A 23,280-nucleotide genomic window follows, 5' to 3' on the forward strand; every position below is an offset into this window, starting at 1 on the left:
TTTGAAGCAGCTGACTGATCCTAGGACCAGCGCAGTTGCGGATTACAAAATCGCGCCATTGGTTTGTTTACGTACTTTTTCAATCGTCCGCATTTTATGATCCCAACATTCTTGCGAGAGATCAACTGGGTACTTCTGTGGATTCAAATCACGTTTGTACTCATCCCAAAGGGAATCCAAGCAATTCGTCGCATAGGCTTTGACGTGTTCTAAGTCAGGTACTTGATACACTTGCTGGCCATCTACAAAGATATCTTGCAACAATGGTCGCGCATCAAAGTTCGTCACTGTTTTGTTGATAAAAGTGTGAACAGGATGGAACATGAACAGTTCGTCTGCTGCTTGCGGATTTTCTTCCCATAGCGTGACATAATCGCCTTCTGACTTGCCGTCCGATTTACGGGTGATCCGCCAGACTTGTTTTTTCCCAGGGGTCGAAACCTTTTCGGCATTGCTGGATAATTTGATGGTGTCGATCATTTCTCCCTGCTCATTTTCGATGGCAACCAGTTTATAAACCGCACCTAATGCCGGTTGATCGTAAGCGGTGATCAGCTTGGTGCCGACACCCCATACATCGATTTTCGCCTTTTGCATTTTCAAGCTTAGAATCGTATTTTCGTCTAGATCATTGGAAGCATAGACTTTGGCTTCCGTGAATCCCGCTTCATCCAACTGTTCACGGACTTTTTTCGAGATATAGGCCATATCGCCGCTGTCGATCCGCACACCTAAGAAATTGATCTTATCCCCCATCTCTTTGGCCACACGAATCGCATTTGGCACACCTAAACGCAAGGTATCATAGGTATCGACTAAGAATACGCAATCTTTGTGGGTTTGGGCATACGCCATAAATGCATCATAGTCATTGCCGTAGGATTGCACGAGGGAATGGGCGTGGGTTCCGCTGGCTGGGATGCCAAAAATCTTCCCTGCCCGCACATTACTCGTCGCATCCGCTCCGCCAATATAAGCCGCTCGGGTCCCCCAAATGGCTGCATCCAATTCTTGTGCCCGACGTGAACCAAATTCCAACAAGGGATCCGTGCCGATCACGGATTTGATGCGGGCAGCTTTCGTGGCGATCAAGGTTTGGAAATTGACCATATTCAGTAGCGCTGTTTCGATCAGCTGCGCTTGTGCTAACGGCCCTTCTACTTGAATGATTGGTTCATTGTTGAAGACTAAATCGCCTTCTAACGCTGAACGAACGGTACAAGCAAACTTGAACTCCTTTAGATACTCTAAAAAGGCTTCTGGGTAGCCGCCGATTTCTCGCAAGTAGGTAATATCCGTTTCTGAAAAGGATAAATCGTTCAAATAATCGATCAAACGTTCCAGACCGGCAAAGATCGCATAGCCATTTTCAAAAGGCATGTCACGGAAATAGCATTCAAACACCGCATTACGATCGGCTCTGCCTAACTCCCAATAGGTTTGCATCATGTTGATTTGGTAGAGATCGGTGTGCAGCGTCAAGCTGTCATCTTTAAATAATTTCTGCATGTTCTTACTCCCTCTAGCTTACTTCTTCTCATTATAGCAAAAAAAACACAAAAGACAGAAAAACTTGTTTTTTCAAAAAAAAGTTGGGCTTTTGCCAGTACAAGGCAATCCATCTGAGAACAAATTGCTCCAAAGCATGGGTCAGCCTCCTACTTATTGCGCATTATTTGCGCGCTCGTATAAGGTCGCCCCTTTGTTCAACGTTTGATTGCTCTTGCAACATGCATGTCCCAACTTCTTTCAACTAGTGTTCTTTCACAGGCAATTGAACAAGAATGACATCTTTTCTCGGTTTAGAAAAGGTGATGCCTCTTGCTTCCATTTCTTTACGAATATTGATATTGACGGTCACGTCTTTGCGATCGACCTTCAGCAAACGATGAATCGCTGTATCGACTTCTTCCCGACTGATTTTCTTTTTATTGTTGATCAATACTAAAGAAATCGTATCAAAACTATCCACATAGAGAATCTGCGTCCGATCAAGCGAATACAATTTATAGTATTTGATCGCTATTTTGTCGAATAGATACTTGGAGATGTTCGGGTAAAAAGTTTCCATATTTAGATTTTGGTTTACTGGGGTTTCAATCAACTTCATGCACAACATCCTCTCTCGAAACTAATTCTGTTAAAATAAAGCGGCCAACACCGCCGTCTTCCGCGCGCTCAATGGTTCGATCACAAACTGCTTTGATCGCTGGGCTGGCATTTGCTACAGCCAAAGAAACATCCACCGCTTCAAACATCGCAAGGTCATTTTCACCATCACCGATCCCGTAGCTTTTGGCAGCGGGAAAAGCTTCTAAAAAGCTACGGATCGCCGCACCTTTGGTCGCCAATGGATCAACGATTTCCAGTGTTTGGACAAAGGATTGAAAAATCGCTGCCGTTTCTGACTGGATCATCGCCCGCAGCCGTTCTCTTTTTTCGTCTGACGCTTCCATCAGTTCGATTTTGATGACCTTTATCTCTGGATGTTCCTTCATAAACTGCAACACGTCGTCTTTATGAAGGCATTCGTTGTAGAAGAACTCGTATTTGTAGTCAGCGATGATTTGCCCTCGCTCCCCTAACTCCGCGAGTAACTGCTTACGGCTTTCTTGAAATTGCGCTTCATACAAATGCGCTTGTGGGGAAATGATGCCATGGTCAGTATGTAAGAAATAAAAAACCGCTTCTGTCTCTAAGATACCAATCACTTGTGCCAATGTCTTATAGGGTAAGGTATGCGTCAAAACAGGCGCTTCTCCTTTTATCATCAGACCGGCGCCGTTTCCGAAAATCACATCGCAGGAAAGGCCTTCTTCCGCCATCATATCTTGAACAAGCTCAAATCCTCGCCCTGTGACAAACACAAAGTGATCCCCTTGGGCTTGCAAACAACGGATGGCTTCTTTATTGATCTCATGAATCGGGTGCCCCATTTCTTGAAACGTCCCATCAATATCAGAAAAAACTATTTGCATCTTATCTTCCTTTCTTTGTTATAATTATAGCACATTTTAAAAAACGCAAAAAAATTTTCTTGACTTTGTCGTTACGTCAACCTTTAGGATACAGGTGTAAGGAGGGAAAAGCCGATGGAATATACGATCAGTGCCTTAGCCAAACTGTCAGGAGTCAGCAGCCGTACCCTGCGGTATTATGATCAGATCAAGTTGTTACAACCGCAACGCACCAACTCAGCTGGTTACCGTATCTACGGGAGACAGGAAGTCGATCGCCTACAGCAGATTTTGTATTTTAAGTCTTTTGGGCTGTCATTAGAAACGATCCGCGGGATCTTGGATGAGCCGCAAGCATCGATCCAAACGGTCTTGTTGCAGCATTACCAACAGCTTTTACAAGAGCGAGCAGCCCTGGACAGTCTTTTGACCACCTTAGCGCAAACAATTGATTATTATGAAGGAGAAAAGACGATGACCGATCAAGAGAAATTCAGTTATTTTAAGAAACAAAAAATTCGTGAAAACGAAGCAAACTACGGTGCCGAGTTACGAGAAACCTACGGTGAGGAGATCATCGAAAAAAGCAACCAAAAGTGGCAGCAGATGACCCAAGTCGATTATCAAGCACTGACCGACAACGAAAACCGCTTATTGCAGCTGTTAAAAGAGCTATTGACTGAAAAGGAAGGGAAACGAATCCCTTCTGACAAAGCCCAAATGGCTTTTGCTGCACATCAAGCATGGCTCAAACAAGCAGCACCCTTTTACTCAGCAAAATATCACCGATCTTTAGGGGAAATGTACGTTCAAGACGAGCGTTTTACCGCCTATTACGATCAAAAAGCGGGCGTCGGCAGCGCCCAGCTGTTGAAACAGATCATTGACCATTACACCGAATCCCATTAAAAAAACGATGCGCAAGCACTGCCCGCTCAGGGGCTTTGTTTGCGCATCGTTTCGTCTATGCTATCGTTTGATGAACTCATAGGGCATGCGATAGTTGCCGCTTTTTTCCATTATCGCCAATTGGACGGCAGTCTCCCCGCAAGCTTGCAAGTGATGATCGATCGTTGAAAGCTGTAGCAGCTCACTGATGTATAAATTGTCCCGTCCAATCACGAGCCATTCTCCCGGCGCCTGTGACTGGATCCCAGCAGCAACATGATCCCCATTGGTGAAAATCGCTTCGACCCCTTTATCTGCAAAATAAGCAGCTGCTTCTTTGCCATCTTCTTCCGTCAAACAATCCCAAAAGATCAAGTCTTCGGAAAAAGTCGAAAAATAGTCATGAGCCAAACGGACCGTGATTTTTGAATTGCTGCTGAGCTTGCGGCTGCGTCCCAATGTCACGCCAATTTTCTGGATACCTTGTTCCTTAAAATACGTAAAGACTTCTTTGATCGATTCCTCTCGATCAATATAGGTGCAACCGTCAGTCAAATACGAGATATTCTCACAAAAGACGATGCGACCGTAAGAACGATAAGGCAATAAGGTTTCGATCGGATTCGCCCGCGAGGCAATGATCAAGGCATCAAAGCTTTTCGCCGCAAATTCTTGCAAATACGCTTCCTCTACTTGCGGATCATAGTTCGTGGCTAAAAGCGTAACCTTATAGCCCCGAGCAAACGCTGCTGTTGTGATGCCGCTCAATAATCGATCAAAATAGGGATGATTGACAAACGGTAGGATCACACCGATATTTTTGGTTTTACCAACACTCAACGCTCGTGCCGTGTAATTTGGAATATAGTTGACCTCTTTCATGACAGCCAGGATCTTGCGACGCTTTTCTTCACTGACATACGGATTGTTGTTAATGACTCGTGAAACTGTGGAGACCGAATAGCCGGTCAAGCGTGCAATATCCCGAATGTTTGCCATGACTCACTGCTCCTTAAACGAATAATTGTTCTTTCATATAGTCTATCACACTTAACCCACATGTATAAAATTCATAGTAATCATTGTGATGAATAAAACCGATCCGCTGAGACCCGAAGTGTTCATCACATGTCAAATGACTGATCTCATCCACCGGAATTTCTACCAAGCGTTCTTGAAAGAACCCTTTTGGTTTCGTCAATACCAATTGTTGTCCATCAAAAGCCAACGTTACATAACAACATTCCGCACCATTCTTCTTCATGTACGTATTCATTTTTTCATCCCGCCTTCCTTTTTATGAATCAAGCATACTGTATGAAACGCGTCTCAGAGCAAGTCATTTGTTTCACTTTTTAACAAAAACCGATCGACTTTCATGTGAATTACTTCGCATATTTTGCTTTTGTTGGTACAATAAAAAGAGAACAGTGCGAAAGGAAGCGCGATTTTTTTAAGGAGGACCGCAAAGTGACATTAGAAGAAGCTTTTTTATTAGACACCTTGCGATGCCGCTTCAAATTTTTAAGAGAAGAACGCGGATTGAGCCCAAAAGAAGTATGCCAGCATCTCGATGTGCCTTACCCCGATTACACCTTATACGAAGCAGGCGATCGCTTACCCGATGTATTGACGCTGTTACACGCAGCTTCCCTCTATAATGTCTCTGTCGATTACTTACTAGGACAGACAGAACGACCAGAACGGTATTTATGCTAACAAACGACTTTATCGAAAAAACGATCAAACGGTCGTTTTTTCTTTTGCCTCTTTCCCACTTTTCATCGATTAGCAACAATTGTTATCTAATCAAATGAAAAAAATCAAATCATGCGGTTCTTCTTGAAAAAAAATGATAGAATAAACCATCATACATAGAAGGAGTTCAAACAAACATGACCTATGCACTAGAACTAACCGATTTACGCAAAGTCTATACCACCGGCGTTGAAGCGTTGCGGGGCATAAATTTGAAGGTGGAAGAAGGCGACTTTTATGCCTTGTTAGGCCCTAACGGCGCTGGAAAGTCCACCACCATCGGCATTATCACCTCTCTTGTCAATAAATCTTCCGGAAGCGTCAAAGTCTTCGGCTACGATTTAGACAAAGAATTGGTCCAAGTCAAACAACAGATTGGTTTGGTTCCCCAAGAATTCAATTTCAATCCCTTTGAAACGGTCCAGCAGATCGTGGTCAATCAAGCTGGGTATTATGGTGTCCCCCGCAACGAAGCCATCAAGCGCAGCGAAAAATACTTGAAGCAGTCGAATTTGTGGGAAAAACGCAATGTTCGTGCGCGGATGCTGTCGGGCGGGATGAAACGCCGTTTGATGATCGCTCGTGCCCTGATGCATGAACCACGGTTATTGATTTTGGATGAACCGACGGCAGGTGTCGATATCGAATTGCGTCGGGAAATGTGGAGCTTTTTGCGGGAGCTGAACCAAAATGGCACAACGATCATTTTGACGACCCATTATTTAGAAGAGGCGGAAATGCTTTGCCGCAACATCGGGATCATTCAATCTGGTGAACTGATCGAAAACACCAGCATGAAATCCTTGTTGGCAAAACTGCAATTTGAAACCTTTCTTTTTGATATCGCACCGATCAAACAAGCACCAACGATCACTGGATATCCGATCCAAATGGAAGATGAACAGACCATCGCCGTTGAAGTCGCTCGAGACCAAGGCGTCAACGATCTTTTTGCTCAATTCAGCCAGCAAGGGATCAATGTCCTCTCCATGCGCAACAAATCCAATCGCTTGGAAGAACTATTTTTGAAAATCACCGAAGAAGCACACGAAGCGGAGGAAAACCATGTTTAGTCTTTATTTTACAGCCTTAAAAAGTTTAGCGGTCAAAGAGACCAACCGCTATTTAAGGATTTGGGTGCAGACCCTCGTCCCACCCGTCATCACTACTTCCTTATACTTCATTATCTTTGGGAAAATGATTGGCAGCCGCATCGGCGAAATGGGCGGCTTTTCTTATATGGAATTTATCGTTCCTGGGCTGATCATGATGTCGACGATCACCAGCTCTTACTCCAATGTGTCTTCTTCCTTCTTTTCACAGAAGTTTCAAAAAAACATTGAGGAACTCTTAGTGGCGCCGGTTCCTACTCACGTCATCATTTGGGGCTTTGTCTTTGGCGGACTTGGCCGTAGTATCTTGGTGGGCACATTGGTGACCATCATTTCCCTTTTCTTCGTGCCATTACATGTGTATTCTTGGGTCATCGTTGTCTTAACCCTAGTCATGACCGCCATCTTATTTTCATTAGCAGGGTTGCTAAATGGGATCTTCGCCCAATCCTTTGACGATGTTTCCATCGTGCCAACCTTTGTTTTACAACCATTGACCTATCTTGGAGGCGTCTTTTACTCCATCAGCATGCTGCCGCCGATTTGGCAAACGATCTCCAAAGTCAACCCGATCGTGTATATGATCTCTGGTTTCCGCTACGGCTTTTTAGGCACCATCGATGTCCCAATTTTCCTATCCATCGGTATTTTGGTCTTGTTCATTGTTGTCTTATACAGCGTATGCTGGTACTTGATCCAAAAAGGCCGCGGGCTGCGTAGTTAATTGCAATAAAAAAAAGATGAACTTCATTAATGAAGCTCATCTTTTTTTTTTATTAGGCATTCAAAACGACTTTTTCCAGCAATGCACCGGCTTGGTGTCTGCCTTCTAAATCAGTACTTCCAGAAAATTGCTGCACGCGATCCATGTTGGTGATCAAAACGATCACCATGGTTTCTTTGCCTTGCTGCTTGATATAAGGTAGATCCATTTGTGCCAGTTTGGTTTGCGGAGTGACTTGCTCCCCAGCTTTGACAAAGACATCAAAGCCTTGTCCGCCAAGTGAGACTGTATCGATCCCCATATGCACAAGAACTTCAACGCCGTTTTGGGTTTTGATCCCGACGGCATGTTTTGAAGGGAACACAGTGGTGACTTCGCCACTGACCGGTGCAAAGATTTGCCCATCTTGTGACTCGATGGCATAGCCTTCTCCCATCATTTTCGTTGAAAAAACTTCATCTGGTACATCTTCTAATGGGACATATTCTCCATGGGTCACGGCATGCAGATCCACTTCGTTGGTGTAACGATCGCCTTCGGCTGCTTGATTTGGTACCAAGAACCAGCTCATTGCAAAGGATAAGCCGATTGCCAAGATGATCCCTAAAACAGCATAGATAAAGTATTCCCCAATATAGGCTGGCAAACTAAAGATACTTGAAAGAATATATCCATAAATCCGAACACCGAAGAAACTGATGAAGGCAGACGCCACAGAACTACCAACTGTTGCTGCGATAAAGGCTTTTTTATACTTCGACAAAATCCCGAATAACGCAGGTTCTGTGATCCCTAATAAGCCAGAAACCGCCGAAGATAGAATGATCGATTTTTCTTCTTTGGTTTTGACTTTGAAATAAATAGCTGCTGTTGCGCCGGTGATTGCCATATTTGCCATAAACATCATTGGCATCAACATGTCATACCCTTGATTGGCGAAGTTTTGCAAAGCGATCGGGGTCATGGCATGATGCAATCCCGTGAAGATTGCAATTGGTCGAATCGCCCCTACCACAATTCCTGCTAAGACAGGCGAGATAGTGAATAAACCAGCCACGCCAGCAGCCAGTAAGTTTCCTAGATGGATACTGATTGGGCCAATGACCGTTAATGTCAAGATACCAGCGACAAACAACGAAATCGTCGGTGTAAACACGGTACGCAGCACTTGTGGTAAGAGTTTATCGACCCAACGGTAAATATAACTGAGCGCCAGCACGGCAAAGATAATGGGAATCACTGTTCCTGCATAGTTAAAGACGGGTACTGGCAGTATGCCGAACAAGCGAAAGGCGGAAATACTTCCTTCGGCTACCGCATTGGTCATCGTTGGAAATTGCAGCGTTGCCGCGATTGCGATCGCTAAATATTGATTGGTTTTAAAAATCCGAGCGGCTGAGGCAGCAACAAAAAATGGCAAGAATGTAAATACGCCGCTCGCGATCATGTCGATCACTAAATAGGTGTCTGTTTGATTAGAGATGACATTCAAAGCCACCAATCCAGCCATTAATCCTTTGATCATTCCTGCGCCAGCGATAGCTGGAACGATCGGACCAAAAACGCCAGAAACGGTATCCATAAATAAGGAAACGGCCCCTTTTTTCTCTGATGTTCCCCCTTGGTTCGCTTCATCAAGACCTAATTCTTTGGCTAAAGGTGCATAATAATCAGCAACATCCGTTCCTATCACTACTTGCAGCTGATTGCTTTGATATTTTGTTCCTACGACTTTGGGTGTTTTTTCTAACGCCGCATAGTCGACTTTCTTCTCATCCTTTAAATCAAAACGCAAGCGAGTCATACAGTGCCATGCATTGTTGATATTTTCTGATCCGCCAACATCTTTAATAATCTGTTTTACGATGTCTTCTTTGGTCATCTTTTTTTCCCCCTGTTGTTTGCTAACGGTCCTGATCCTTTTGACGGGCGCCCTTTCAGGTGTTTCCGTTTTCACACACATAGTAGCATGCTCACACATACTTGTAAAACCAGTCCTTTTTTGATAAAAACAGAATAAAAACGCTATATATCAACGTTTTATTATAAAAAAGTAAAAAATTGGACTGGTTTTATGGTGTATATCTAGTTTTTATTAGACCAAATTGACAGCGGTTGCCAAGCATGTTTCAATGGCTATAGCAACTAGAGACAAAAATTGGAGTGAATGAAATGACACCAACGATCATCACCGACGTCAAAGCCTTTGCGATCAAACCTGATCGCCATAACCTTGTTGTCGTTAAAGTAGAAACGAACAAAGGCGTATCTGGGTTAGGCTGCGCAACCTTCCAGTTTCGCCCACTAGCCGTAAAAACCGTCGTTGACGAGTATTTACGCCCCCTCTTACTTGGCCGCGATGCCAATCAAATCGAAGATCTTTGGCAAGTGATGAATGTCAACTCTTACTGGCGGAATGGTCCGATCACCAACAATGCCATCTCAGGAGTCGACATGGCTTTATGGGACATCAAGGGACAATTAGCCGATATGCCATTGTATCAACTGTTAGGTGGAAAAGCGCGTACGGCGATTCCCGCCTATACCCATGCCGTGGCAGATAATCTCGAAGGCCTTTATCAAGAAATCGATCGCTTCTTGGCTGAGGGGTATCGCTATATCCGTTGCCAATTAGGCTTTTATGGTGGAAATCCTAGCCAACTGCAAACACCCGATCAGCCCATCGCTGGTTCCTATTTTGATCAAACAGACTACATGGACACAACACTGAAAATGTTTGCTGCGATCCAAGAACGATACGGCAATCAATTTCAAATGCTGCATGACGTGCATGAACGGCTGCATCCAAACCAAGCGATTCAATTTGCAAAATCCGCTGAACCTTTTAATCTCTTTTTCCTAGAAGATATTTTGCCGCCGGATCAAAACAAGTGGTTGCAGCAACTCCGCAGCCAGTCGGCGACCCCGATCGCGACCGGCGAATTGTTCAATAATCCGATGGAATGGCAAGAGCTAGTCAAAAATCAACAGATTGACTTTATGCGTGCCCATGTCTCACAAATCGGTGGGATCACGCCAGCATTGAAATTGGCTCACTTCTGCGATGCGATGGGCATTCGGATCGCTTGGCACACGCCGTCTGATATCAGCCCTGTCGGCTTAGCCGTCAACACCCATCTAAATATCCATCTGCACAATGCCGCGATCCAAGAAACGATTGCGATCCCAGCAAATACCCAGTCGGTCTTTGGTGGCAGTCCGCAACCTGAAAACGGCTATTTTTATCCGATCGAGAAAAGTGGGATCGGAATCACGTTCGATGAAGCAGCAGCTGCGGAATTTCCCGTGGTTTACCGTCCTCATGAATGGACCCAGAGCCGTACACCAGACGGCACATTGATCACTCCTTAAACACAACAAAAGACATCCCCTGTCCAACCGACAGGGGATGTCTTTTGTTCTTTCTGGATAAAAAAGACGCAACTGGCACATTTGCTTTTCCAAATCAATCGATGCGTGAGCGATGGATCTCACGGTCAAAGGGACGGATGTAGGTCACGGCATAATCAATGGCAACGATATTGCTGAACTCATACACGCGGCCGTCTTCTAAAATCGCCCGATTGCTGATCTGCATTGCCGGCGTCCCCCGCTTGCACAATAAAATGCCCGATTGAGCGGTCGATGTGGTGATGGGGGTATAGCTGGTGATGTAGTGGGAAATACGGTACCCGCAGCTTTCGACATAGCGTTGGATCGAGTGCTCCACGATTTCCTGTGTCAATTCGGGAAATAGGCTGACGGGCAATTTAGAGGTTTCCAGCTGTTCGATTTTGTAATTGACGATCCGCACTCGTTCAAAGGTCCAGACTTCCTCGTCTGGGCCTATTTGGAAAATCTGCTGTTCATCCAACGTTGCTGCCTCCTTATTCAAGGAAATCATTTTGGAATGGATGCGGTCATAAGGAGTGCGGGTCAAGGAATTAAAGATCATTGGGTTTTTGACCCATTTTTCATGGATAAAAATCCCTGAACCTTGTACCACTTTGACGATCCCGATCTCTTCAAGGTTTTTGATTGCTTGCTGGATCGTAAACCGAGAAACGCCATAGGTTTGCGCAAGGGTTCTTTGGTTGGGTAATTTGCCGGCAGAAAATTCTTCCTGATAGATTTTACTCAACAGATCTTGCACGATAAATTCACGTTTTTTCATAATGGCTCCTTCATTTGAGCGGGAGCGATCTCGCTCATGGACCAACTGCAAGCCTTCATATCGATACGACCACTGGCTTTGAAGACCACCCCTTCATCGACGAGTGCTGCTTTTCGCCCATTGGCGGAGGAACCAACTAAGACGCCATCTGCCCGCACGACTCGATGAGCAGGGACATCCTGAGGACTCAAGCGCATCGCTCGACCGACTGCTCGCGCGCCGTTGATTTGTCCCAATTTCCACGCAATCTGACTATAGGAGACGACTTTACCAAAAGGGATCTGCCGCGCCAGCGCATAGACTTCTTCATAGAATGGATTCATACTGTTCGCTCCTTCTTTGATTCTTTCTATCATAGTACTGGATTCCCTGCCAATAGTAAATGAACAGACGCAACTTTAGCAATAGCCATCCAAACACTCGATTCCTTCTCTAGCAAGCCAAGAACGAATCGAGTAGTCATTAGTTTGGAAAATCAAAGTAGGTTTTCGCATTGTGATATGAGATATCTGCGACGATCTGCCCTAAATATATTTCATCTGCTGGTAGTTGTCCGTCTTCTACCCATTCACTGATCACCTGACACAAAATCCGCCGGAAATACTCGTGGCGTGGATAAGACAAAAAGCTGCGAGAATCCGTCAGCATGCCGACGAAGTTTCCAAGAATCCCGCCTTCTGCTAGGGTCGTCAACTGATATCGCATACCAGAATACGTATCATTGAACCACCAAGCAGAGCCTAATTGCAGCTTGCCTTTGCTCTCTTCTTGGAACGCCCCCATCAGCGCAGTCAACACTGGATAATCTTTGGGGTTCAGTGAATACAAAATCGTCTTCGGCAATAAACTTTCCGCCTGAAGCTGCGCCAATGTCCGACTTAAGCCGCTCACTAGACGATCGTCCCCCATCGCATCACCGCCGCTATCAGGTCCTAGTTGTTGGAAAAGTTTTTGATTGTTGTTGCGAGTCGCCATCAGATGCAATTGCGCGGTCCAGCCTTGCTTTGCGTATTGGCGCATCAAGTCAATCAGCAAGCCGGTTTGAAACTGTCTGATTTCTTCATTAGTCAGTGTTCCAGTGGTCAAACGCTTCTGAAAAATCGCTTCAAGTGCAGCGGTATCGTAGGCTTCCTCTCCAAGACGTGATAGACTGTGATCTGCTAAACGACAGCCCCGTTGCTGGAAGTAGGAAATACGCACGGTCAATGCTTCAACCAGCGTTTGATAGCTAGTGATTTCTTTGCTCGCAGCTGCAGCCAATTGCTTAAGGTATGCTGGAAATTCTGAATTCTGCAGATTGATTGCTTTGTCAGGACGAAAGGTAGGATACACAGCAAAGGATTCTTCTGCCAGCTTTTGATGATACGTCAACGAATCAATGGGATCATCCGTCGTACAGATCACCTCAACGGCCATCTTTTTGATCAGCCCTCGTGGTGAAAATTCCTTCGTCTGCAACTGTTGATTGGCTTTTTCCCAAATGCTTGCTGCATTGGCTAGTGTCAACCGCTCATCAATACCAAAGATTCGCTTCAATTCCAAATTGGTCCAGACATATAAGGGATTGCCAATGCAAGCCTCCAAGGTCTGCGCCCAAGCACAGAATTTTTCGTAGTCATCAGCATCGCCAGTGATCAAAGATTCTGCAACACCATTGGCTCGCATTAAGCGCCATTTGTAATGGTCCCCCGCCAGCCACGCTTGGGTCAGATTGGTGAAGTTTTGGTCTTCGAAAATCTCTTTCGGATCTAAATGACAATGGTAATCAATGATCGGCTGCTTTTTTGCATACTCATGGTATAACTGTTTGGCAAAGCTGTTTTTCAAAATAAAATCGTCAGTTAAAAACATTTCTTCGCTCCTTTTCTTAACGCCCCACGCTCTTGTCGATGGCTTCCCACAACCCTAATAAGTAGGAAGCGCCGATCGCCCGATCATATAAGCCATAGCCTGGACGTCCCTTCTCTCCCCAGATCATTCGCCCATGATCTGGTCGAATATAGCCGTCAAAGCCATTTTTGTACATCGCTTCTAGGATCTGATACATGTCTAACGAGCCTTCAGAGGAGAGATACGGTGCTTCATAAAAGTCTTTGTCATTGCCCAAGTATTGAATGTTACGAACATGAGCAAAAGGAATCCGGTCCCGGCGACAAAACTCAGCCAAAATCTCATAGACATTATTGGCTGGGTCTTCGGCGATACTGCCAGTACAAAGTGTGATACCATTTGACGGACTGTCGACCACGTTGCAGACCCAATCCAAATCATCGCGGTTTTTAACGATACGAGGCAGACCAAAAATCGAATAGGGAGGATCATCTGGATGAACAGCCATCTTGATGCCGACCTCTTCACAGGTGGGAATAATGGCTTTTAGGAAGTAAGCAAAGTTTTCTCTTAATTTGTCATCATCGACATCCTTATACGCAGCAAACAATTCTTTGACATGTGCCAAACGTTCTGGTTCCCAGCCTGGCAAGGTATAGCCAGAGCTTGACTCCTCAACTTCTTTGACGATCTCTTCTGGGTCTTTGTCAATCCCTGCTTTTTCAAATGCCATCGTAGAAGAACCGTCGGCTAAGCGATAATCGAGATCCGTTTTGATCCAATCGAAAATCGGCATAAAATTATAGCAGATCACTTCGATCCCATATGCTGCCAAATTACGAATCGTTTTTTTGTAGTTTTCGATATACAGGTCTCTCGAAGGCAAGCCAATCTTGATGTCATCATGAATATTGACGCTTTCGATCACCTTCAGGGAAAGTCCAGCTGCTTCGACTTCTTCCACGAGCGCCTTGATCCGTTCTTTCGGCCAAACTGCCCCAGCAGGCAAATCAAAGAGTGTGCCGACGATGCCTTTCATTCCAGGAATTTGACGGATATCTGCTAACTTGATTTTATCGTAGTCTTTTCCATACCAACGAAATGTCATTTCCATTTTTTATTCGATCCCTTCTACTGTTTCATGTAATGTTTTACGGACTGCGCCGGTTCCTGCCAGCATCTTAGCGAACAAGTGACCCACCTTTTCAGTGATTCCTGCTTGATAGAGATCCAAACCAAAAATCTGCGGATTTGCTAGGATTGGTCGAATGATCCCTTGAACATCGGCGGCTGTCCCTAACTGACACTCACGTAAAATCTCTTGTAATTCTGCTAAGAGGGGATCAGGACTTGGACCAAATGGATGGCCTTCATCATCGATCGCTAATAGATAACGCAACCAGCCTGCAATCGCTAAGGGAATGAAAGTCAGCTCAGAAGCCGAGCCTTCTTTCTCCACATACTTTTTGATGGTTTCGCCAAAACGGATGGCGATTTTCTGTGAGGTATCTGCGGCGATCCGCTGTGGAGTGTCAGGAATCAGCGGATTGGGTAAACGAAGGCCCACCACCTCATCGATAAATTTCTTTGGCTGAATGATCTCAGGATCTTCCACTACCGGCAAGCCTTCACGATAGCCGATTCCTTTGATCAAAGCAACAATATCTGGATCGGTCATTTCCGCAGCAATGGATGTATAACCGAGTAAACAGCCGAACAAACTCATTGCGGTATGCAGTGGATTCAAACAAGTTGTGACTTTCATACTATCGGTTTTGTCGACGATCTCTCGACTCGTCAAGATCACCCCCGCTTTATCCAAATTCGGGCGACCATTTGGAAAATCATCTTCAATCACCAGGTAATGAGTCGTCTCTGTGTTAGCAAACGGAGCGATATTCGTTCCTTTATCGGTACGGATGACTGGCAGCTGCTCGATCCCAGCTGCTGCTAATTCTTCTGCAACTGCTGTTGAAGGATTTGGCGTGATCCGATCGATCATTGACCACGGAAACGTCACCTGCGCGTTGTTTTCTAAGTATCGGACAAACGCTTCTGAAACATGCCCCAGCTTTTGCCATTCTTTTGCAATGGTGACAATCGCCGTTTGGAAACGGAGCCCATTTTGCGAAAAATTATCGGTGGAAACCATAGCGATCGGAAGTGCCCCTGATTGAAAACGATCCCATAAAAAGCTAGCCAAAATGCTCATTGTATGGTTGACCTGATGGGGACCCGCAGCGAGATCCGCTTGTACGACAGGTAAAAATTTCCCCTGACTGTCTTTTAAGCCATAGCCTTTTTCTGTGATCGTTACGGTAACCAACTGTAGTGACGGCTCCTGAAATACTTTGCGTATTTGCTCATAACTCGCAATGCGGGAAGGATGGCAATAATAACTAGCCGCCGTTGACTGGAGCAATTTTTTCTCCAACCGTCCCCCTTCATGCATGACCACTTCTAAAATATCATTCTCGTAAGGGGCATATACTTGATCAATCACCTGTTCATCAAAGGTTTCACAAACTACGATTCCTTTTGTCAGCGCTTGTTGATCGATCAACGTTTGGGCTACTTCTGCGTGAAATGCCCGATACAAATTTCCCCCACCAAAGTGTAACCATTGAAACTGAGTATCTGATTGATCCGTCACTTCTTTGGGAACGATCGGCATCGTAACTCCTGCCTGTTTCAAGGCAGCAAAATCAAACATCCTACTTCCTCCTTTTTCTTAAAACTGATATATTAGTATTCTAGTTCATTCTATACTGAATTGCAAGCCTTTACAAAAGGTTATTCAACTTATATACTAGTTTTATTACTCAAAACTATCCCTAGGCACCTTCCTTCAGAGTTTTTCTTTAGAAGGTAATTGAATGCCTGATACAGAAAGAAGCGTTTATGTTGAACCCTACAAATTTTCAATCACAAGCTTATGAATCAATCAAAGAGTTGATTTTAACCGCCAAACTGATTCCCGGTCAAAAAATATCTGAAAAGGAATTGGAGCAACGGCTAACCATTGGCAGGACGCCGATCCGTGAAGCAATTATTCGTCTGCGCCGTGAAGCACTGATCCATGTCGTTCCCCAAAGCGGCACCTATATTTCTAAAATCAGTATCAAACAAATTGAAGAAGCTCGTTTTGTCAGAGAGACGCTTGAAAAAGAAGTATTCGTAGCGGCCTGCCAAGCCATTACAGAAGAGCAGCTGAAAGAACTAGAAAAACTCGTTATTTTGCAGCGGACCTATGCCCAATTGAAGGATGAAATCGAGTTTTTCCAACTCGACGAGGCCTTCCATCAGTTGATTTATAAAATCGCCGACAAAGAAAATGTCTGGAATTGGCTACAAACGATCAATCTGCCTTTAAATCGCTTCCGCTTCTTACGTTTAGAGGTGGAGGAATTGTCTTGGGAAATTATTTTGCGGGATCACGAAGAAATCTTAGCCACTTTAAAAGAAAAAGACCAAGCCAAAATTGCTCCCTTGGTCGGACAACACATTGATGTCATTGATAACGATTTGATTTTTGTGGAAAAGGCCTTTCCCGATTACTTTACGGAGTAAAGCTATTTGAAAATCATGGACCTTAAAAACCACCCTCGTCGAGTAGATTGCCTACTTGACGAGGGTGGTTTCATACGCTGAACAAGCGAGAATACGCTCATTCGATTGGGTGATAACTAAAGCCTTGGCCCAGTACTTCTGAGACATTATTGACGATCACAAACGCTTTTGGGTCAATGGTCTCAATGATTTGTCTGATCTGCATAAATTCTTGGTCGCTGGCCACGATCAACAGTACTTGTTTGTCTGCTTGCTGGTAGCCGCCTTGGGCAGCCAATAGTGTGGCACCACGAGCTGTTTTATCAAAGACTGCTTCTCGAATCTCGTTCACGTGGTTCTCACTTAAGATCATGATGGATTTCTTCCGGTTAAAGCCCGTTTCAATGTAGGTCATCACACCAGAGGTGATCACGATCGATAATATCGCAAACAAGAACTCTTCAAACCCGAAAACGAACAAGTTCATGGAGACCACGATCGCATCGGTCGCCAGCAAGCCAATCGCTGGATTCAAATTAAAGTATTTCTTGAAAATCAGCGGTGGAATCGTTGTACCACCGCTAGAAGATTGATTTTTGTACAAAATCGCTACTCCTAAAGCAAAAATCGCACTGCCAAATATCACGGAAAGCAGCCGATCTTCAGCCACCATATATTCTGGGACTAAAGCAATTGCTACTGGAAAAGCAAAACTACCATAGAGGACTTTCAAAAAAGGCCCCTTCCCTAAAAAGGCATAGGCAAGAATAAGCATGAGAATATTCAAGACCATGATCACAGCCGCTCGATCCCAACCGAGGGCTGACTCTAATAAAATACCGATTCCGCTGACACCGCCAGCTGCCACATGATGCGGGCCTAAAAATAAATTGATGCTTGCCGCTAACAAGAAAAGTGCTGCGGTGATTTTTCCATAGGTTTTCAGAATTGTCATTTGTTTCCTCTTTTCTCTGTCATTTTCACGGTTTATTCAAGCCGCTTTGCAGCCATTCTTACTCCTCACTATACGCCCATTTGATGTCACCGACAAAATTTATGTTTAGCCAGAGGGAATAACTGGAAATCTGTTGGCTGATTGCTTGATTCAATCGTTCTCGCAAGGGATCTTGTTGACCTACTGTATCGAGAGGAGTTGCAGGTAAAATCACTACATCTAATTCCACAATAACTTGATTACCGACTTTAGCGGTACGTAACACAAAGTCCACCACTTCTTCTGCGCGCAGTTCTTTTTCAACGATCGTCATGATGGACTCTCGTAGTTCTTCTTTCGGAGTTGAAGAAGTCAATTCCAGAATGGCCGCTTTCAACTCTTTAATCGAAAGCTGAATAAAGAACAAGGTGATCCCGATGGAGATGATTGGGTCGACATACATCGCGAAATTTCCATAGGGACTGGCTTGAATCAGCCATGACACAAGAAATGAACCGACGACACCCAGACTAAAGAAAAAGCCGAAACGCCATTGTTCTAGTTCTACCCAGTAAAAGGGATGAGTCAGTGGTTTCTTTTTTAAGTACAAGTAAAAAGAGAAACAGTAGATCGTACCAATCAGCGAGAAATACAAACCGATTGGATCAATCATGCCATCACTGACGTGTAATAAACTAAAAGCAGATTCAATGATTCCATAAATTGAGATCAGCAAGATGATACTATATTGAATAAAAACAACCAACGGCATCAACGCTTCTTTGCCGAATGGGAAACGTTCAAAGTCTTGGGCTTGGATATATTTTGCCACATACAAAGCAATCAGTGACATCACTGCACCAATCAATGTATAAACACCATCTAACAAGAGGACGTTATAACTGACCAGTAACCCAAAAAGCAAGGCACCGCCGCCATAGATACTCCCAGCGACAATCGATGCCAGCAAAAGCTTGCGTATTTTTTTCTTTTCACTCATGATACTCCTCTTTCTTTTTTTCAAAGAAACTATCAATTTGATTGCATTCTTCTATCTATAAGCCTATCTTCCCATATAAATAACATAAAAAACAGTCAATTTTTTCATACAAAGCGGAAAAAAATAGTATTGCTGTCAATCATTCACTCTATTCTCTAGTGATGCATATTCGATCTTTCTATTCCACTCTTTTTACATTCTGGTGTAAATCTCCTTGACTACGCGGATTGATTCCCTTATCATCAAGGGTAACCATATTCAATCAGAATTTTCAGAATATTCCGTTATATTTTTCATAACGGCGATTCATTGGAAGACAGGGAGGATGAAGAGAGTGAATGAAGCAAAACAAGTCCCATGGACAGGAGAACCAAACCAACGAGCGATCAACTATTTGAATGAAGAAGGCAAAGTGATCGTCTGCCCAACCAAAGTCGGCTATATCATTGCCGTCTCTGATAAAAAAGGGCTGGAACGCAAGTTTTCAGCAAAGAATCGCAAGCGTAACAAACCAGGTGTCGTTCTTTGCAGCTCATTGGAGCAGCTACATGAATTAGCCGAGTTAAATGCGGAAACCGCCGCTGTTTATGAAACGTGTTGGAACAATGACGTGTTATTCGGTGCGATTTTGCCTTGGAAGGAATCAGGAAAAGCCTATATCCCAAAAGATGGTTCAGAAGAATTGATGACGGACGTTCGGGGAACCAGCTGTTTCGTGATCAAATTCGGTGTCCCTGGTGAGCAGATCTCAAAAGAACTTTGGGATCAAAAAAAGAAATTGCTTTTCGCAAGCTCAGCGAACCCTTCAGGCAAAGGAAACCGCGGACTTGTTGAAGGGATCGGCGAACAAATCGCGCAAGAAGCCGATCTAATCATTGAAGGCAACAACTATGTTGCATCGATCCAACCAGACAAAACGCTGGAAACCCGCTACGAACAAGGAGTCATGGTTTCTTTCGTTGATAAAGACGGTAACTTGATTCCAGAGCAAGGAGACCAACGCTCCATCACTCCCGCACCTGTCTTGATCCGTAAAGGACTCGATGTTGAAAAAATCCAAATGTACCTTTCTGATCACTTCAACTCATGGGACTATCGCCACGGGGAGTATTATTAATCTTTCATCGTCAACAAAGAACCGAAGAACCAGCTAACGGCCCTCCTTTTCAAGGAAAAACGCTCAGCTCGTTCTTCGGTTTTTCAATAGAAAAAATACTTTTCTTCTATCGTGTTTCTTTCAAAAGCTGAATGATCTGTGCCTGTTGTTTGATGATCGTATCTTGTTGCTTGATTTTAATCCAGTTTTGGTCGATTTGGATAGCTGCTCCGAGATTTTTGTAACTAAGGTTGGGGATCTCCATGAAATGTATTCGGTGTGCAGATAAGTCATTAAAGATCTGAACAGACAGTCCCTCACTCAATTCATGAACCTCTTTTTCTACAATATACTGGTTGATCAGGTCTTCTACAGTCAAACGCTTTTTTCGTTTCTTGCCTTGTGTGCCATTCGAATTTTCAGATTTCTTGTTCGTACCAAACATTTTTGTTCTCCTTTCGTTAGGTCATCCTTCCTCCATTTTGTGATTCCGTGTCTCTTCTTCAGTGACCAAAATAAAATTGAGCGAAACCTACATACGAACATTTTGTCATAAAATAGCATTATAATCTACATTTCGTTGTTTTTAAAGATGAAAAAGGAGATAAATTACGATCAGGTTTTCTCTGTCATAGAATTCCAACTCTATTTCTGCTATAATCCCCTCATAAACACATAGGAGGGACTCTATGAAAAAGCATTCCTCAATTGCTTTCTAGGGGACGACGCCAATGACAGTGACTTTGGACTACACTTACTGCTGGGTTGTGGGCTGCCGCAACACAGTGCTTAGCACAAAACGAAAAAACTAAGCGTGGTACGGATTTCGAAATCGCATGAAGCTGGAAGCAGAAGTAATCGTTACGGACGGTGAATGTGTCCCTAGCCAAAGAAGCCTGATGAAGAACGAACGGAACCCTTTTCTCTCAAAAGAAATCATTCTTTTGGAGGAAAGCAAAATGAGAAAAGGTGAAAATACGACCTTTGTTTGTAAAAACTGCAGTACGCCTGTGGCACCCTTGACCAATGGTTCTTACCGCAACCATTGTCCCCAGTGTCTCTACTCGTTACACGTGGATATTCGCCCGGGCGATCGTCAAAATACTTGCCATGGCCTGATGCGACCCATCGATTATCGCCAACATTCCAAAAAAGGCTATCAGCTGCTGCATCAATGCACTCGCTGCAAAAACCAGCAGTGGAATATCGTGGCACAGGATACGCAACAGCCTGACCATTTTATTGAGTGGTTGACTCAAACCGCTGCGTATCACTAAAAAACCAAAGAAGACCATGCTTAAGGCTGATCTTTTTTGTTTATCAGATCAACGGATCTCTTATACCACTAACTGCTCATAGACATTGTCGTCATAAGAAGCGCTTGCTTTAACCTAAAAAAAAAACAGCCCGCTGTTTCGTCGATTAGTTGACGAAATTGCGGGCTGTCCTGCTAGTGTCTTCTTGATGATTTTACGTTGGTTTGCGCTTATTCAAAAACGAATTGATTGTGATACAGTTCCGCATAAAAGCCGTCAGCCGCCACCAATTGATGGTGATTGCCTTCTTCAATGACTTCGCCGTCCTTCAAGACAACGATGCGATCGGCATTCAAAATTGTCTTCAAGCGATGGGCGATCACAAAACTGGTTCGTCCTTTGATTGCTTCATCCATTGCTCGTTGAATTTTCGCTTCGGTCACGGTATCGACATTACTGGTGGCTTCATCCAAAATCAACAATTCTGGATTGGTCAGAATCGTTCGGGCAATACTCATCAATTGTTTTTGACCAGTACTGAAAAGGTTGTTCTCTTCGGTGATCTCCGTGTCATAGCCTTTTTCCAACGTCATAACAAACTCATGGATATTGGCTTGTTTCGCTGCTGCAATGACTTCTGCTTCGGTCGCTTCTGGTTTCCCAAAAGCAATGTTTTCACGAATCGTCCCTGAGAACAGCACGGATTCTTGCAAAACGATTCCCACTTGAGAACGCAGCAGATCCAAGTCTAGCTCCCGGATGTCGATGCCGTCAAAGGTCACAGAACCACCATTCACATCATAGAAGCGATTCAACAAGTTCATGATGGTCGTTTTTCCTGAACCAGTCGGTCCGACCAATGCGACCATTTCGCCTTTGTTGACCGTGATCGACACATCTTTTAGGACCAATTTTTGACTGTCATACCCAAAGTCCACATGATTCAAAGCAACCGCCTCTTTGATGCCCTTCACTTTGATCCCGTCTTTTGGTTTGACCTCATCAGGTTCATCAAACATTTCATTGATTCTGCGCGCACCGGTGATCGCCAACTGAATCATGCTGTAACCAGAAGAGATCTGCATCAATGGTTGGTAATACTGCTGCGAATACTGGACAAAGGTCACAACTAATCCTAAAGCAACGGAACGTTCTAAGTCACCGTTCAATGCTAACCAGCCACCAAAGAAAATCACGATTGCCGTGTTCAACAAGGACATCCCTTGCATCAAGGGGAAAAGCAGCCCAGAGTAGACTTGCCCTTTGTAGGTAGCTTCCCGGACTTGTTGGTTGTGGACCAGAAAACCATCGATGGTTTCTTCTTGCAGTCCATTGGTGATGATGATTCGTTGACCACTGATTTTTTCATCGATATAGCCGTTTAATTTTCCGACTTCATCTTGCTGCAGATCGACATATTTGCGGGCTTTTTGGATCACGATCACCGCGATCAACACCGCAATCGGGGTAGAAGCAATCGTTGCCCATGCCAATTCAACGTTTTGACGGAACATCATGATCAAGATCCCCACCATTAAGACTACATTGGTCAGCACTTGCAACAATGCTTGGTTCAGACTGTTTTGGATGTTATCCAAGTCACTGGTGAAACGGCTCAAAATATCACCGTCTTGATGAGAATCAAAGAATTTGATCGTCAATTTTTCCAGTTTATTAAATAAACCGATCCGCATTCTGTTGGTTGATTTCCCCACCACTTGCGTGAACAAGATACTATAGACAAAATTGGCTGCACTGGCTAAGACATAAAAAATCAACAGTTTCCAAATGATCGATAGAAAAGCCGATTTATCATCGACCCCTTGCATCAAACCGCCAACATAATTCGCCAATTCCTGGAACGCTTCTCCGATAAAGACTGGCGCTTGTACTTGCAGATACGTTGCCAGAATCACCGTCACAAAAATGAATAGAAACGACCACTTGTATTGTTTTAAGTAATGGTAGAAAAATTTACTCGCTTTGAACAAATCTGTCATGG

The 23,280-nt window shown here is 44.2% G+C and carries 23 protein-coding genes; 8 read left to right on the plus strand and 15 right to left on the minus strand.

Annotated elements, in window-relative coordinates; translation table 11 throughout:
* Positions 1 to 42: 42 nt before the first annotated feature.
* The 3 genes from IGJ01_RS13350 to IGJ01_RS13360 all read right to left on the minus strand — a co-directional run bounded on the left by IGJ01_RS13350 (position 43) and on the right by IGJ01_RS13360 (position 2,978).
* Complete coding sequence (locus IGJ01_RS13350; RefSeq protein ID WP_429969698.1) at positions 43 to 1,509, minus strand: nicotinate phosphoribosyltransferase; 1,467 nt, start codon at positions 1,507 to 1,509, stop codon at positions 43 to 45.
* Between the two features lie 244 nt (positions 1,510 to 1,753).
* Complete coding sequence (locus IGJ01_RS13355) at positions 1,754 to 2,110, minus strand: DUF1827 family protein (RefSeq protein WP_008380681.1); 357 nt, start codon at positions 2,108 to 2,110, stop codon at positions 1,754 to 1,756.
* Entirely contained in the window at positions 2,097 to 2,978 is an 882-nt protein-coding gene (locus IGJ01_RS13360) for an HAD-IIB family hydrolase (protein ID WP_005234118.1), read from the minus strand. Before IGJ01_RS13360 ends, IGJ01_RS13355 begins: the two co-directional genes overlap by 14 nt.
* A gap of 114 nt (positions 2,979 to 3,092) precedes the next feature.
* Between IGJ01_RS13360 and IGJ01_RS13365 the strand changes: the two genes are divergently transcribed.
* Positions 3,093 to 3,866, plus strand: coding sequence for a MerR family transcriptional regulator (locus IGJ01_RS13365; RefSeq protein ID WP_086316513.1), 774 nt, complete (start codon positions 3,093 to 3,095; stop codon positions 3,864 to 3,866).
* A gap of 60 nt (positions 3,867 to 3,926) precedes the next feature.
* Here the strand turns inward: IGJ01_RS13365 and IGJ01_RS13370 are convergent, their stop codons facing one another.
* Both IGJ01_RS13370 and IGJ01_RS13375 read right to left on the minus strand, forming a co-directional pair.
* Positions 3,927 to 4,844 (minus strand): LacI family DNA-binding transcriptional regulator, encoded by a 918-nt coding sequence (locus IGJ01_RS13370; RefSeq protein WP_008380675.1) that lies wholly within the window; start codon positions 4,842 to 4,844, stop codon positions 3,927 to 3,929.
* A 13-nt stretch (positions 4,845 to 4,857) separates the two neighbouring features.
* Positions 4,858 to 5,121: a hypothetical protein gene (locus IGJ01_RS13375; RefSeq protein ID WP_005228502.1), complete on the minus strand. Its 264-nt coding sequence runs from the start codon at positions 5,119 to 5,121 to the stop codon at positions 4,858 to 4,860.
* Between the two features lie 194 nt (positions 5,122 to 5,315).
* On the opposite strand from IGJ01_RS13375, the gene IGJ01_RS13380 reads away from it, so the two are divergent.
* The 3 genes from IGJ01_RS13380 (at position 5,316) to IGJ01_RS13390 (ending at position 7,439) form a co-directional block, all read left to right on the plus strand.
* On the plus strand, positions 5,316 to 5,564 hold the full coding sequence (locus IGJ01_RS13380; protein WP_077451962.1) for a helix-turn-helix domain-containing protein: 249 nt from the start codon (positions 5,316 to 5,318) through the stop codon (positions 5,562 to 5,564).
* A gap of 176 nt (positions 5,565 to 5,740) precedes the next feature.
* Positions 5,741 to 6,676, plus strand: a complete 936-nt coding sequence (locus IGJ01_RS13385; RefSeq protein WP_429969696.1) for an ABC transporter ATP-binding protein — start codon at positions 5,741 to 5,743, stop codon at positions 6,674 to 6,676.
* Positions 6,669 to 7,439: an ABC transporter permease gene (locus IGJ01_RS13390; RefSeq protein WP_005228499.1), complete on the plus strand. Its 771-nt coding sequence runs from the start codon at positions 6,669 to 6,671 to the stop codon at positions 7,437 to 7,439. The genes IGJ01_RS13385 and IGJ01_RS13390 overlap by 8 nt, the downstream gene beginning before the upstream one ends.
* Positions 7,440 to 7,491: 52 nt before the next feature.
* Here IGJ01_RS13390 and IGJ01_RS13395 read toward each other — a convergent pair whose 3' ends face one another.
* Positions 7,492 to 9,321, minus strand: coding sequence for a glucose PTS transporter subunit IIA (locus tag IGJ01_RS13395; RefSeq protein WP_008380669.1), 1,830 nt, complete (start codon positions 9,319 to 9,321; stop codon positions 7,492 to 7,494).
* Positions 9,322 to 9,611: 290 nt separating this feature from the next.
* Here IGJ01_RS13395 and IGJ01_RS13400 point away from each other — a divergent pair, with 290 nt between their 5' ends.
* Positions 9,612 to 10,811 carry an enolase C-terminal domain-like protein gene (locus tag IGJ01_RS13400; protein ID WP_086297948.1) on the plus strand — a complete coding sequence of 400 codons (1,200 nt, stop codon included), beginning with the start codon at positions 9,612 to 9,614 and terminating at the stop codon, positions 10,809 to 10,811.
* Between the two features lie 94 nt (positions 10,812 to 10,905).
* On the opposite strand, the gene IGJ01_RS13405 is transcribed toward IGJ01_RS13400, so the two are convergent.
* The 5 genes from IGJ01_RS13405 to IGJ01_RS13425 form a co-directional block, all read right to left on the minus strand.
* Positions 10,906 to 11,613 carry a GntR family transcriptional regulator gene (locus IGJ01_RS13405; RefSeq protein ID WP_101699311.1) on the minus strand — a complete coding sequence of 236 codons (708 nt, stop codon included), beginning with the start codon at positions 11,611 to 11,613 and terminating at the stop codon, positions 10,906 to 10,908.
* Positions 11,610 to 11,936 (minus strand): MGMT family protein, encoded by a 327-nt coding sequence (locus tag IGJ01_RS13410; protein WP_429969694.1) that lies wholly within the window; start codon positions 11,934 to 11,936, stop codon positions 11,610 to 11,612. Before IGJ01_RS13410 ends, IGJ01_RS13405 begins: the two co-directional genes overlap by 4 nt.
* Before the next feature lie 139 nt (positions 11,937 to 12,075).
* Positions 12,076 to 13,464 (minus strand): glucuronate isomerase, encoded by a 1,389-nt coding sequence (uxaC, locus tag IGJ01_RS13415; RefSeq protein ID WP_101699313.1) that lies wholly within the window; start codon positions 13,462 to 13,464, stop codon positions 12,076 to 12,078.
* A 16-nt stretch (positions 13,465 to 13,480) separates the two neighbouring features.
* Positions 13,481 to 14,557: a mannonate dehydratase gene (gene uxuA, locus IGJ01_RS13420; RefSeq protein WP_430601169.1), complete on the minus strand. Its 1,077-nt coding sequence runs from the start codon at positions 14,555 to 14,557 to the stop codon at positions 13,481 to 13,483.
* A 3-nt stretch (positions 14,558 to 14,560) separates the two neighbouring features.
* Positions 14,561 to 16,156, minus strand: coding sequence for a mannitol dehydrogenase family protein (locus IGJ01_RS13425; RefSeq protein WP_086372333.1), 1,596 nt, complete (start codon positions 16,154 to 16,156; stop codon positions 14,561 to 14,563).
* A 188-nt stretch (positions 16,157 to 16,344) separates the two neighbouring features.
* On the opposite strand from IGJ01_RS13425, the gene IGJ01_RS13430 reads away from it, so the two are divergent.
* Complete coding sequence (locus IGJ01_RS13430) at positions 16,345 to 17,013, plus strand: GntR family transcriptional regulator (protein ID WP_005234106.1); 669 nt, start codon at positions 16,345 to 16,347, stop codon at positions 17,011 to 17,013.
* Between the two features lie 97 nt (positions 17,014 to 17,110).
* Here the strand turns inward: IGJ01_RS13430 and IGJ01_RS13435 are convergent, their stop codons facing one another.
* Both IGJ01_RS13435 and IGJ01_RS13440 read right to left on the minus strand, forming a co-directional pair.
* The gene (locus IGJ01_RS13435) at positions 17,111 to 17,947 is read right to left on the minus strand and encodes a YitT family protein (protein ID WP_005234105.1); all 837 of its coding nucleotides are present in this window, start codon (positions 17,945 to 17,947) and stop codon (positions 17,111 to 17,113) included.
* 58 nt (positions 17,948 to 18,005) lie between these two features.
* Complete coding sequence (locus IGJ01_RS13440; protein WP_430601170.1) at positions 18,006 to 18,926, minus strand: cation transporter; 921 nt, start codon at positions 18,924 to 18,926, stop codon at positions 18,006 to 18,008.
* A 325-nt stretch (positions 18,927 to 19,251) separates the two neighbouring features.
* Here IGJ01_RS13440 and IGJ01_RS13445 point away from each other — a divergent pair, with 325 nt between their 5' ends.
* A complete protein-coding gene (locus IGJ01_RS13445; RefSeq protein WP_429969691.1) occupies positions 19,252 to 20,043 on the plus strand; it encodes an L-threonylcarbamoyladenylate synthase in 792 nt (263 codons plus the stop codon).
* Between the two features lie 106 nt (positions 20,044 to 20,149).
* Here the strand turns inward: IGJ01_RS13445 and IGJ01_RS13450 are convergent, their stop codons facing one another.
* A complete protein-coding gene (locus IGJ01_RS13450) occupies positions 20,150 to 20,467 on the minus strand; it encodes a hypothetical protein (protein WP_005234102.1) in 318 nt (105 codons plus the stop codon).
* Between the two features lie 514 nt (positions 20,468 to 20,981).
* Here IGJ01_RS13450 and IGJ01_RS13455 point away from each other — a divergent pair.
* A complete protein-coding gene (locus IGJ01_RS13455) occupies positions 20,982 to 21,299 on the plus strand; it encodes an RNHCP domain-containing protein (protein WP_429969690.1) in 318 nt (105 codons plus the stop codon).
* Positions 21,300 to 21,508: 209 nt separating this feature from the next.
* Here the strand turns inward: IGJ01_RS13455 and IGJ01_RS13460 are convergent, their stop codons facing one another.
* On the minus strand, positions 21,509 to 23,278 hold the full coding sequence (locus IGJ01_RS13460; protein WP_005234100.1) for an ABC transporter ATP-binding protein: 1,770 nt from the start codon (positions 23,276 to 23,278) through the stop codon (positions 21,509 to 21,511).
* Positions 23,279 to 23,280: the final 2 nt, after the last annotated feature.

Origin of the sequence: Enterococcus sp. AZ089 (genome assembly GCF_050547225.1) — a bacterium.
In the GTDB taxonomy this organism is placed as follows: domain Bacteria; phylum Bacillota; class Bacilli; order Lactobacillales; family Enterococcaceae; genus Enterococcus_D; species Enterococcus_D entomosocium.